This is a genomic window from Paenibacillus amylolyticus, assembly GCF_003719335.1.
GTDB lineage: Bacteria > Bacillota > Bacilli > Paenibacillales > Paenibacillaceae > Paenibacillus > Paenibacillus amylolyticus_D.
Genome location: NZ_RIAS01000017.1, coordinates 77144 through 89586, shown reverse-complemented (window position 1 = coordinate 89586; position 12443 = coordinate 77144). Strand labels below are relative to the sequence as shown.

Genomic DNA, 12443 nt, shown 5'->3' with positions numbered 1-12443 from the left:
TCGGTTCAACCAGGTCAAAAAAGTGCAACACAGTTCAAATAAGTGCAAGATCCGTACACACTTTTTATCCCAATCGTCCTCGCAATCTCCCTCTAAAGTAAAAAATCATACAGATTCTGGTCAATAACGTTTATATCCGCTCCTCTTATTCTCCATTACAATATCTTCATGTACAACTTTCCTAAATATGACTTGAACTTGAGGGGGAACGTGAATGAACCAAAAGATGAAGCTTCTAATCTTGTCGATGAGCATGTCCGCTCTGTTGATCACAGCTTGTAGTGACACGGGAAAAGGTAAAGCACAAACCGATGCGGACGATGATGGCACAGGTGCAGTCACCATTCATACGGTCACATCGGAGTACAGTTCAGCGAAATATCCCAAGGGCGATGATATCACCAATAATGTCTGGACTCGCCGGTATAAAGAGAAGTTAAACATTAACGTCAAGACGGACTGGGTTAGTGATGAGTACGAAACCAAGCTTAATCTCGCCATCTCTTCCAATGAATTACCAGACGTTTTTCGGGTGAACCCTTCTCAGCTGCGCCAGTTGGTTGAAGCCGATATGGTCATGGATTTGACAGAAGCCTTTGAACAACATGCCTCGGAACGTCTGAAAGGTTATATGAAAGCGGATGCAGACAGCTACGAATCAGGCAAGAAAGACGGAAAACTCTACGGTATACCGCAGATGCACTGGGGGTTAATTGATCAGCCCGACTTTATCTGGATACGGAACGACTGGAAAGAAGAGCTTAAACTGCAAGATCCGAAATCCGTTGAAGATATCAAAAATATGGCGCTCAAATTTATGGAAAAACACGGTGGATACGGCATCGCTGTAGATCAATCCCTGGACTATCTCAACCTGCTAGCCATTGCATGGAACGCACATCCCGACATGTGGATTGAAGATCGTTCGGGAAAACTCACCTATGGCTCCATTCAACCTGAGATGAAAAACGCGCTTGCCGAGTGGGCGGAATGGTATAAATTGGGCATTATTGATCCCGAATTCGCGATTAAAGACTTCAATGCCATGAATGCCGACATCGTTGCTGGTAAAGTAGGCATCCAGCCTTACTATCAGTGGTGGGGGTATAATCCGGGCGTAGATACGATTGCCAATCTGGGCAAAGATGCGATCTTTTATCCATATCTCATTCCAACCGTTGATGGTAAGGAAGCAAAACAGTCTATCTTTTTTGCCAACAACAACTACATCGTTATGAAAAAGGATGCCGCCAATCCGCAAGCGGTGATCGAAATCCTGAATGATTATGCCTACATCGTAGATGAAGGCAACGGCAAGGAGAAACCGGAGACACTGTCTGCCCTGCTCGACAATGATATTGCCCACGTGGTTGGTGCATTCCGTGTACTTAATCCGAATTCGGACTATGAGCAGTTTGAAGCTGTATCCAAAGCTCTTGAAACGAAGGATACGAGCGGACTCACGACTTCAGGAATGTGGCAGAAATACAACAATAGCGTGGAGTTTATCAAAAATGCGACACCAGGAGCAACTGGCGATTATTTGCAGCAGGGTGCTCCGAAAAATGCATATGGTCTGGCCAAAAAAGTGCTCGATAGCAACAACTATATCAAAACCGCGCTATGGGGGGTTACGCCAGAAGCTCTCTCCAGCTACGGCACAACGCTGGATGACATTCTGACCGAAGGATTTACCAAAATCATTATGGGCAGTGAAAGCATCGATTACTTTGACGTGGTCGTACAGAACTGGCGAGCAGCCGGCGGAGACAATGCCATTGAAGCAGTCAATGAAGCCTACGGGAAATAAAGCATTTGCGTTGTGAAGCTGGAGGGGGTGAGCCCGTTCTCACCCCCTCTTTTTGATAACTGAACGGAGGAAAAACCATGCTGAAAAAATGGAAGCAGCAAAGTCCGTACCACCTCATGTTGATCCCCAGCGTTGTGCTGGTATTTATTTTTAGCTACATCCCGTTCTATGGACTAATTATTGCGTTTCAAAAATATAACCCCGGTCTCGGCTTTAACTCGCCTTGGGTAGGATGGGACAATTTCACGCATGTATTCAATCAGCCTAACTTTGTGAGAACGATCTGGAACACCCTCTACATGTCCATATTCAAAATGATTGGCGGCATTGTCGTGCCGGTTGTTTTCGCACTGCTATTGAACGAAGTCCTTCACAACGGGATTAAACGCACGTTCCAGACCCTCGTATATATACCGAATTTCTTGTCATGGGTCATTATGGCGGGCATTATGCTGGATATTCTGAGTGCGGATGGCATCGTGAATACGTTCCTGAGTTTGTTCGGCGTCAAACCGATCTCTTTTCTCGGCACTCCTTCAATCTTTCCATGGACGATGATCGTGAGTGACATATGGAAGGGTTTCGGTTTTGGAACGGTCGTTTATCTCGCGGCTTTAACCAGCATTGATCCCGGACTGTATGAAGCCGCAGTGATCGATGGAGCGAAGCGTTGGAAGCAAACGCTCTATATCACCCTGCCGCTATTGATGCCAACGATTGTCTTGATGTCTGTGCTTTCCCTTGGCAATGTGCTGAATGCCGGATTCGACCAGATTTACAATCTCTACTCTCCTGTCGTTTATCAGACTGGTGATATTATCGATACTTATGTCTACCGTTTGGGGATACAGCAGGCCCAATATTCCATTGCGACCGCCGTTGGATTATTCAAATCCGTGATCTCCTGCATTTTAGTAGCTGTCTCTTACATTCTGGCTTACCGCGTGGCGGGTTACCGTATCTTCTAAGGAGGGCATATTCGCATGATCTATGATAAAAGTATAAGCAGACGCGTGTTTCTTATTATAAATTACACGATCCTGCTGACCATCTCGCTAATCTGTGTGTTGCCATTTGTGAATTTACTCGCCGTGTCCTTCAGCAGCAGTTCAGCGGTATCGGCAGGTAGTGTTACCTTCTGGCCTGTAGAGTTCACAACCAAAGCTTATGAGTTTGCCCTTTCTGGTGGCGCGTTTTATTCCTCGCTATGGGTTGCCATCCAGCGAACGGTCCTGGGTACACTTGTGAATCTGGTGTTAATTGTGCTCACAGCCTACCCTCTATCCAAAACCAAACAGAAAGTGATGGGGCGCAACGTCTACATGGGATTTTTTATCATTACGATGCTGTTTAGCGGCGGCTTGATCCCGACCTATCTCGTTGTGGTGAAAATGGGACTGATTGATTCCATCTGGTCTCTGATTCTGCCAGGAGCGCTTCCCGTGTTCAGCATGATTATTCTCATGAACTTTATTCGAGGCTTGCCGGAGGAGATTGAAGAATCGGCTATCATTGACGGCGCAGGCCCTCTGCAGGTGCTGATCCGCATCATGCTGCCTCTTCTCAAACCAGCACTTGCAACGGTTGGATTGTTCAGCATTGTGGGTCACTGGAACTCCTGGTTTGACGGCATTATCTACATGAACAATCCGGCCAACTATCCGTTACAGAGCTATTTGCAGACGCTGCTTCAAAGCTTTGAGCAGATGATGTTGAAATCCGGATCCGATTACACCCAGCTCTTATCCATGATGAATGCCCGAACAGGGCGAGCGGCACAGATGTTCCTCGGTGCAATACCGATTCTGCTGATCTATCCGTTCTTGCAGAAATATTTTACTAAAGGACTGGTACTCGGCAGTGTTAAAGGCTAAGGTGACATAAAGGGCGACTTCGTATGCGACTGTCGAGCACACGTTCACTTGTTATCTGGTACACAGGGGATTGCTGGAAGCAGAATCGCAAACGTTGTTCCTTTGCCGATCTCACTTTTCACTTGTATTCCATACGGCTGGCCAAAGTGAAGTTGAATACGTCGTTGTACATTATAGAGGCCTATCCCCCGGCCTCCACTTCCTGTTTCATGCTTTTCCTCCATCAAGCTTCGTACCATACTCTGGTCCATACCCGTTCCATTATCACAAACTTCAATGCAGATATCTTCCTTCTGGGCCCCAATTCGAATTGTAATCAAGCCATCCTCTTCGATCTCGGCCAGACCGTGAAAGAACGCGTTCTCTACGATGGGCTGCAGGATCATTTTAGGCATTGCATAATGCAGCAGGTTTTCATCGATCTCATATTTCATCTGAATACTGCCGTAATATCGAACATTCTGGATGGTCACGTAATGTGCAATGTGGTTTAATTCTTCACGAATCATGACGAGACTTCCATCAGACTTGGTGGCATATCGAAGCATAGAGATCAGTGCATCGGTCATATCTACAATTTTGTCGGCCTGTTGCATGGAAGCGATCCATTTCACGGAACCTAAAGTATTATACAGAAAGTGAGGGTTAATCTGATCATGCAGTGCCCGCATCTCGGCGGCGGCCTTCTCGATCTCTTCCTGCTGCATGCGCTCCACCATTCGTTTCAATTCATGTGACATTCGGTTGAATCTGGTGGATAAATGACCAATCTCATCACGGGAGCGAATATCCTGCACCTGCTCAAACTGCCCCTTTTCGACAAGACGTATATTGTTTAACAGCTTTTTGATGGGACGTGTAATGACGTGAGACAAGAAAATGGAGATAACTGCAGCGAAAAGTGACATGACGATCGCTAGTGTTACGAGGTTTTTACCTAGTATTCTACCGTCGGCTGTCAGCTCTTCCAGCGGCATATAGACATATGTAGTCCATTTCTGCTGACTAAGCGGACTCTTTACTACGACATTGGTTGCCTCGGATGGACGAACGTTATCTCGAAACAAGGTGCCGATTAACTGGTCGTTGACGTTGTAGACGATCTTTTCGTCTTCATCGATAATCATGAATCTGGATCGAAGTCCTTCCTGCAAGTTACGATTGACGATTTCAATAAATTTAATATCGATGCTAACCACCATCACGCCAAGCAATTTGCCGTTCGTGACATCATGAATTTTTCGTGCATGGGACACGGCGAGTACTTTATTTTCGAGCTGCTTGTCAACCCGGGTGGTTAACGTGATCGTACGCTCGTCGTCATGCATAAACTTCTTGAACCACAGCTCATTTCTTACATTGAAGGCTTTGTCAATCGGTTGATGTGGACTTACAAACAAGTCTTGTCCACCGTTCATATTGTATAAATAAATGGAAAATACACGATCCTTCATCATAATATAATTCATTAATATGTTATATGCCGCGATTTCGGTTTCCTCATCACTTACACGCAGAAAATCCTGGATCGGAAAGCTGCCTTCATGGGTAGCAGATAAACTGTCATTGAGTCCGTTGCTGGCGAGCAGGGTGATCTTTTCGATTTCTTTCAAAAACTCGTCGATGCGAATGTTCGTCTGTTTGGTCAAATCACTAAGCAGTGTATTGTAATTCTGTGATAATAACCGCTCGGAAGAATAGTACGAATTAATGGTCATCACAAAAACAGGAAAGATGATGACGATCATACAGATTACCATAATCTTGTATTTAATCTGAAAAGGCCGCGTATATTTCATCGATCACACCTCTATTCACGAATGGCATGCACATGCTGCTGTTCCCGATATTCCTCTGGCGTAAGCCCTGTGTTCTTTTTGAAAATCTTACTGAAATACGTGTAGTTGTGATACCCGACTTTATCGGCAATCTCATATATTTTCAGATCTTTGCTGAGCAGATAAGCCTTCGCATGATCAATACGAACCCGGGTCAGATATGAGATGAAATTTTCCTTCTTCTCCTGCTTGAACAAACGACTTAAATAGGACGGATTCACGTTAATCTGGCTAGCTACACTTTGCAGGGAAAGATCCTCTGCATAATAACGGTTGATGATGTCTATTGCGAGGTCTGTATATTTGAGTTCGTGTGTGACCTGGGAGCTCGCGCTAAATGTCTCCGTGATATAAGTCAGCACATTCTGATGGATATCCTCCCAATGCTCCCCGTTCAGGACAATCTCATAGGGGGATTTTTCGGTTACTGAGATCTTGCTTCGTGATGTGCTGTTCAGCAAATGGGCGTGCATCGTTTCGAGCAGCGTAATGTATTGCTTGCGGATGCTGTTCTCGTCCGCCCGTATGGTCTTCAGGCGAATGTAGATTTCTTCAACAAATTGCCGGGCTTTCTCCTTATTTTTGCTCATACAAATTTTCATGAAATGTTGTTCCTGCTGCGGACTCAGCAGATGTTCAACGTCTTCCCTGTTCGGGGTTTCACGTACCTCATCAACATACAGGATCTGGCTTTCATCCGTGAAAAAGCTTTCCTTGAGCGCAAATTCTGCCTCCTGACATGCTTTCCGCAACGACACAAAGCCGATACAAACCGAACTTACTCCTGCTGTAAGTGACAGGTTCATAAAATCCTTAATGGAAATGAGCACTTTACGAATCAGCTTGTTCAGGTCAGCATGTGCATCCGCGTTAGATTCAACGTTAACCACCACCCAGTATTCAGACGAGCTTTCCACAAAAATCTCCTTTGCCCACCGGGATGGAATAACCTCTTCCATAATGTTGAGTATCGAGAAACGGAGCAGCTTTTCCCCTTTTTCAATGTACTTGCGTTTGACCTTCTCATAATGATTAACGATGAATTTGATGACGACTAGTTGGTCTGACTGGATACGAAAATGGAGTTCTTCCGCTTTGGAAAACAACTCTTTTTCATGGATGAATCCGCTTACAACATCTTGGAAAAAGCTATCCTTTAAATATCGAATACTCTTGGAATAATCGGAGGATATATAGGGTGAGGCGTTTAATTGATGGTGTTCACTTTGCAACTTCTCCCGTATATTCGTCAAAAGCTCGATGAGCGATTGCTCATTAATTTCGCTTTTAATTAAGTAATCGGCGGCACCGAACTTTAAAGCATTTTTCACATAATCTAATTCATCAAAATTGCTCAGAATGACGAATTTACAGCTTTTTAACGATGGGGATAACTGTTTGATTAACTCTAATCCATCCATAACGGGCATTCGGATGTCTGTAATGATCAGGTCGGGCACCTTCTCAAGCGCAAGCTCCAGTGCTTCTTTTCCATTACTAGCCTCACCTGTCACACAAAAACCGTATTCTTCCCAGTTCAGCATGGAACGAATGCCAACACGCATCAGCAATTCGTCCTCTACAATCATCAGTTTATACATGGAAGTCCTCCAAAGTTGGTTATTTATACACGAGATATCACCCTAAATATTCATGGGCATGTGCATTCTATCTTGTAATTTATTCGGACTGCATGCATGAAATCCCCTTAATGTGTAGAAAAATGATCAGAAAACGATCAAAAAATATACAGCAGATTAAAAAACAGACAAAAGACCGCCAAAGTTGGCGGTCTACATCGTTCGCATTATTACTCTCAGTAATATCGAGAACACATGAATACATGCTGAGGCAGGTTTTCTTTTCTACAACTAATAGGTCATAGCCGAGCTGCTGCCCTTTTATTCGTTCGATATTAATATGGATACAGCACATTTGGATTCCATGTATACAACAAGGCTCTCTTGATCTTGCATATCAATCTTAACCTGTTTGCCTTCTTGACCATCGTTAAACAGTACCAATGCTGTGCTTCCGTCCGTGTTGCGAAAAGCTACCGTGTATATTGAATCGTCGCTGGAGACCGATTGGATTTGAACCGCTTTAGGGCGAATCAAAGCACTGAAATGAGCCAGCGCGTAATAATCCAGCGTGTAGACAAGATCTCCCGTCTGCTGGTTAATCTGCACAATGCCACGACAGGTGCTCTGCCCAAAACCCGGCACCGTAGGGCCATTGTGTTCATCCAGTGCCATATTCCATAGCACGAGTGACTTGCTGTAGTTTCGCAAAATCTGAATGCCCGTTCGAATCACATTGGAGAACGCTTGTTCAAACGGGGGAATCCATTCCCCTCCAGAACCTTCCGTGAAATGCACTTCTTTTCCCGTAAAAGCTTCGTATACTTTGGATTGGGCTGACGCATCTCCCCCATACCAATGCCATGCCACTCCATCCACGGCTTCTTCTGCATGTTCCAGAACGGTCAGTGGATAATCCGGACGATCCCAATTATGATCATAACAGAAGATTTTGGTGTCAAGGTTGTTGCGTATAAAAGCTGGCTTGAGATGATGGACAATAAAGTCTGCTTGCGCCTCAGCAGGCATCAGCATACCTGGATAATGTCCCGGCTCATATAAAGCCTCATTCTGCGGGGTGATTGCATAGATTGGCAGACCATGAGCTGCATATGACCGAATATATTTTACAAAATACTCGGCATATGCCGAATACCACTCAGGCTTGAGCTGGCCTGTAATCATGGAGCCGCTTGTTTTCATCCAGCCGGGTGCGCTCCACGGTGAAGCGAACAGCTTCAAATCGGGATTCAGTGCAAGCGCCTGCTGGGTTAACGGGATGATATCCGCTTCATCATGTGCAATGCTAAATCCGTCTAATTCTGGGTCTGTCTGATGGTCGGGCAGATCGTTATAACTGTATACCGTGCGGGCATAATCCGAAGCGCCCATGGGGTTGCGGATCACCGACAAGCCGATTCCTTCTGTCGGATGGAACAGCCGTGTCATCACTTCCGCCCGCTGTTCGTCCGTTATCTTTTGATTCATCAGATATGCCGCAGCGTCCGTGAATGATGCTCCAAACCCGTCCACCTCCTGATACGTTTGGCGATCATTCAACTGTACGGTTGCCGTTAAAGAATCAGCGTCTGCAGACTTGATTGGATTATATTCCTCAGGGTGAACCAGACGAAACAGGTCATTCTCTCCCGTAGTTTTGAATATTTTGTATGTTGTCATTGCGAAGCCTCCTCATTATTGCATGCCTAATTTCTCTTTATTCTGCTTCATCTTCTCGCTGCGGATCTTCACAATGTCAGGCCAGCGATTTTCCTCTAGAAACGATTGATATGCGGCAAGGGCATTGTCAAACGAGGCATCATCCTTTGAACGCAACATGCTTACCAGTGTTGAGTTCCATTTGGTGTTGATGGCGGACAAGGCGCGAGCTTCCGGTGTGCCCAGGTTTGGGTTAATATTTTCCAGAATAAAATGAGGTGTCAGCTTGCCTTTGCCCCATGCTTGCATTTGTTTTATGGCTTCTGGGAAGGCATCGGCACTCAGCGCCTTATGACGGTCATGACCGAAGAACATAAATTCACCCAGGCGATACTCCTTCTTGAATTGATCCGCATTATGCAATTGCATGTCCTTCACTGCCGGAAGTAATTCCACTGTACCGTCGGCTTTTTTCTTAAATGTCTCTCCTTCAATGCCATAGTTCATCAGCATTTGTCCTTCTTCACTCAGCAAATAGGTGAAAATCTGCATCGCTTTGGCAGGGTCTTTAGCATCCTTGGAGATGAAATTAATCATCCAGCCTGTAATACCGGACTGATTCAGTGTCGGTGCGTTGCCCTTGGTACTTTGCGGCCCATCAATGGCAATGTACTCTTTGCCTTCGTTATCACTCATGTAAATCTGAAGATTTCCACCCTGCTGAGGTGTGCCATCGAGCAGCATGGTCGCATATTTACCGGATTTCACTTTTTCTTCAAAGGCTGTACCGTCATCCGCAAAACTGTCATCACTAATATTGCCGTCTCTATACACGGCGTTTAATGTTTTCAGCCAAGTCAGGTAATCTTCGTCCAGATTGCGGTCATAGAACTCTCCGTTTTCCGTCTCCAGAGGTACGCCGATAAAATCCTGTAACGCATCGCCAAGTGAACCTGTGCCTCCACCGATGGCGTTGAAGCCAAACGGAATGAGCGATGGGAACTTTTCCTTGATCTGTTTCATCACACTCTGGAATTGTTCCGGTGTTCCTATGACTGGACTGCCTAATGCTTCATATACATCCTTGCGGATAATAAAGGCGGTCTTTGCTGGAATGTTACCGCTATCATAATCTGCTTGTGTGTTGGAATAATTCGGATAACCGTAGGTCTTGCCATCCGCTTGCTGGAACCACTTCAGCGTGTCCGCAGCCGCGACCTTGTTGAAATACGGATCGTATTTCTCAGCTAGATCATTAAGAGGCATGGCCCAGGTTGATGCTTTGCTCACGACTTGCGAATTGGAATCAAACACCGTCAGCAGATCAGGCATATCTCCGCCAGCAAAAAAGGTATTTAATTTGGTATCATCGCCTGTAATAAATTTGATGTTAATGTTCAAGTCTTCCTTAATCTTTTTAGTGACGATATCTTTGCCAAAATCGGTATTCCACCAGTCTGCATTGACGTACCAGGTCAGATCGGTCACTTCTTCCTTTTTATCGAGCTGCCATGCTGGTTTCTCCGGATCAACCGTATAGCGATTCTCAATGGATACCCAGTTTGCTTCACTCGATCCATCGGAACCGCCGCTGCATCCCGTAATCATGAACACAGCTGTGAGTAATGCTGCACATCCTTTAACCCCTCTTTTGCCCAGTACCCGGTGAATATTAAACATGTGTTTTCCCCCTCGTAGTCGAATATAAATCGTTGATGTGAATCTATCGTTTTATTCCTTAACAGCTCCAAGCATCATGCCTGAAATGAAATATCGTTGTAACAAAGGGTAGATCAGCACAATTGGCAATGTCGTAATGACGATGGTGGCAAGCTGCACCCCTTTGGTTGTTGTTTCGATCACGACAGACCCGCCAACGTTCTGCATGGACTGTGTCTGGGATTGCACAATAATTTCATATAACATCATCTGTAACGGGTACAGTGATTGGTCTGTGATATACAGTTTGGTCGTCATAAAGTCGTTCCACTGGCCTACCCCATTAAATAAAGCGATGGTCGCCATTGCTGGCATGGACAGCGGGATAAAGATTTTGAGAAAGATATGCCAGTCTCCAGCCCCATCCATCTTCGCCGATTCTTCCAGTGAATCCGGTACATTTCGGAAGAAATTCATCAGGATAACTACATCGAAGAAACTGAACAAAGCCGGAATAATATACACCCAGAAGCTGTTCAGGAGACCTAGTGCCTTGATGAGCAAAAAGGTTGGAATCATGCCGCCGGAGAAAAACATAGTAATTACACCCATGGCTACATACAATTTACGTCCTCTCAGGTACTTCTTGCTGAGTCCGTATCCGACCATGGCACAAAAGAATACATGTGTCACGACACCGATGGTGGTTTTGGACACAGAGATGAAGAACGCCTGCCAGATGTTGGAATCGTTAAACACCGCTCGGTAGTTTTCCAGCGAGAACTCCGGTGACCAGAAGATGAATCCACCTTCTGCGAGTGCTTTGCCTGAACTAAAGGACGAGATGATGACATTCCAGAGCGGAACGATAATGATGATGGTACAGATCATTAAAAAAATAATATTGAGCGTATCAAAAATCCGGCTGTCCAGATCTTCTTTTGCCGCTTTTCCATTCATGAGGGACCTCCTTCTACAGCACAGACTGGTTGTCATTAAGCTTGCTTGTGATTTTGTTTGCCGTGACCAGCAGAATTACAGAAATGATGGAAACACCCAAACCTACGGCGGTAGCATACGAAAAGTCTCCTTGCGACATCCCCATACGATAGACATATGAATTGATGACTTCGGCCTTTTCGCGGTTCTGTGAGTTCATGAGCACCAGCGTTTGATCGAGATTCGAACCGAGTAGTCCGCTGACCGTCAGGATCAGATTCAGACTGATAATGGATTTCATGTTAGGCAAGGTGATATTCCAGATCTGACGCATCCGGCTGGCTCCATCGATTTTGGCGGCCTCGTAATACGTAGGATCGATCTTGGACATGATGGCGAGATACAAAATGGTGCCCCAGCCAGCTTCCTTCCAAATATCCGATAACGTGGCGATCCACCAATACTTGCCTGCGTCCAGCAATATGTTTTGCGGCTGTGATATGATGCCAAGACCGAGCAGTAGTTCATTGAACAAGCCGGTTGTGGAGAACCAGGTGATGAGCATACCGCCCAGCACGATCCATGAGAGAAAATGAGGTAGATATGAAACCGTTTGCACAAATTTCTTGAATCGTCCACTGTTCAGCTCGTAAATCATAATGGCCAGAATAATCGGAATGACAAAGCCAATCCCTAGCTTCAAAAAGCTGATGCCCAGCGTATTCACAACGGCATCCCAGAAGTATTTGTCTGACATGATGATTCTGAAGTTATCCAGCCCCACCCATGGGGCACTGGACAGTGTATCAATGACGGTGTAATTTTTGAACGCAATCGTTAATCCGTAGATCGGTATGTAACAGAAGACAATCATGAACAGAATGCCGGGTAGAACCATCGACTGGATCTCCCATTGTCTGGCGAAATCGACCCAGAATGTATTGAACCGTTGCTTGAAATGTTTTTTGCCACCGGGTTTAAGAGGTTGCTGCTGTCTGTCTGCTGTAGTCGTCAAGTGACTCATCCTTCGTTGCTCCCCTCTGTATGTGTCGATAGGTGTATTTATTCCGTTTTATAAAAACGT

Annotated in this window: 9 protein-coding genes; 3 read left to right on the top strand and 6 right to left on the bottom strand. The window is 45.4% G+C overall.

Annotated elements, in window-relative coordinates; genetic code table 11:
- The first annotated feature begins 214 nt into the window (after positions 1-214).
- The 3 genes from EC604_RS24265 to EC604_RS24255 all read left to right on the top strand — a co-directional run bounded on the left by EC604_RS24265 (position 215) and on the right by EC604_RS24255 (position 3684).
- On the top strand, positions 215-1810 hold the full coding sequence (locus tag EC604_RS24265) for a hypothetical protein (protein WP_123066601.1): 1596 nt from the start codon (positions 215-217) through the stop codon (positions 1808-1810).
- A 77-nt stretch (positions 1811-1887) separates the two neighbouring features.
- Positions 1888-2778, top strand: coding sequence for an ABC transporter permease (locus EC604_RS24260; RefSeq protein WP_123066600.1), 891 nt, complete (start codon positions 1888-1890; stop codon positions 2776-2778).
- 15 nt (positions 2779-2793) lie between these two features.
- Positions 2794-3684, top strand: coding sequence for a carbohydrate ABC transporter permease (locus EC604_RS24255; RefSeq protein WP_123066599.1), 891 nt, complete (start codon positions 2794-2796; stop codon positions 3682-3684).
- 44 nt (positions 3685-3728) lie between these two features.
- Here EC604_RS24255 and EC604_RS24250 read toward each other — a convergent pair whose 3' ends face one another.
- From EC604_RS24250 to EC604_RS24225, 6 genes are all read right to left on the bottom strand, one after another.
- The gene (locus EC604_RS24250; RefSeq protein WP_123066598.1) at positions 3729-5483 is read right to left on the bottom strand and encodes a cache domain-containing sensor histidine kinase; all 1755 of its coding nucleotides are present in this window, start codon (positions 5481-5483) and stop codon (positions 3729-3731) included.
- Positions 5484-5494: 11 nt separating this feature from the next.
- Complete coding sequence (locus EC604_RS24245) at positions 5495-7123, bottom strand: response regulator (RefSeq protein ID WP_123066597.1); 1629 nt, start codon at positions 7121-7123, stop codon at positions 5495-5497.
- A gap of 300 nt (positions 7124-7423) precedes the next feature.
- Positions 7424-8782 (bottom strand): glycoside hydrolase family 30 protein, encoded by a 1359-nt coding sequence (locus EC604_RS24240; RefSeq protein ID WP_123066596.1) that lies wholly within the window; start codon positions 8780-8782, stop codon positions 7424-7426.
- A 15-nt stretch (positions 8783-8797) separates the two neighbouring features.
- A complete protein-coding gene (locus EC604_RS24235) occupies positions 8798-10441 on the bottom strand; it encodes an extracellular solute-binding protein (protein WP_123066595.1) in 1644 nt (547 codons plus the stop codon).
- 51 nt (positions 10442-10492) lie between these two features.
- On the bottom strand, positions 10493-11380 hold the full coding sequence (locus EC604_RS24230; RefSeq protein ID WP_123066594.1) for a carbohydrate ABC transporter permease: 888 nt from the start codon (positions 11378-11380) through the stop codon (positions 10493-10495).
- A gap of 13 nt (positions 11381-11393) precedes the next feature.
- Positions 11394-12383, bottom strand: coding sequence for an ABC transporter permease (locus EC604_RS24225; RefSeq protein ID WP_423246125.1), 990 nt, complete (start codon positions 12381-12383; stop codon positions 11394-11396).
- Positions 12384-12443: the final 60 nt, after the last annotated feature.

What these genes read in the sequence shown, in the direction of transcription:
- EC604_RS24265 (WP_123066601.1), top strand. Translation starts at nt 215, where the DNA reads ATGAACCAAAAGATGAAGCTTCTAATCTTGTCGATGAGCATGTCCGCT.
- EC604_RS24260 (WP_123066600.1), top strand. Translation starts at nt 1,888, where the DNA reads ATGCTGAAAAAATGGAAGCAGCAAAGTCCGTACCACCTCATGTTGATC.
- EC604_RS24255 (WP_123066599.1), top strand. Translation starts at nt 2,794, where the DNA reads ATGATCTATGATAAAAGTATAAGCAGACGCGTGTTTCTTATTATAAAT.
- EC604_RS24250 (WP_123066598.1), bottom strand. Translation starts at nt 5,483, where the DNA reads ATGAAATATACGCGGCCTTTTCAGATTAAATACAAGATTATGGTAATC.
- EC604_RS24245 (WP_123066597.1), bottom strand. Translation starts at nt 7,123, where the DNA reads ATGTATAAACTGATGATTGTAGAGGACGAATTGCTGATGCGTGTTGGC.
- EC604_RS24240 (WP_123066596.1), bottom strand. Translation starts at nt 8,782, where the DNA reads ATGACAACATACAAAATATTCAAAACTACGGGAGAGAATGACCTGTTT.
- EC604_RS24235 (WP_123066595.1), bottom strand. Translation starts at nt 10,441, where the DNA reads ATGTTTAATATTCACCGGGTACTGGGCAAAAGAGGGGTTAAAGGATGT.
- EC604_RS24230 (WP_123066594.1), bottom strand. Translation starts at nt 11,380, where the DNA reads ATGAATGGAAAAGCGGCAAAAGAAGATCTGGACAGCCGGATTTTTGAT.
- EC604_RS24225 (WP_423246125.1), bottom strand. Translation starts at nt 12,383, where the DNA reads ATGAGTCACTTGACGACTACAGCAGACAGACAGCAGCAACCTCTTAAA.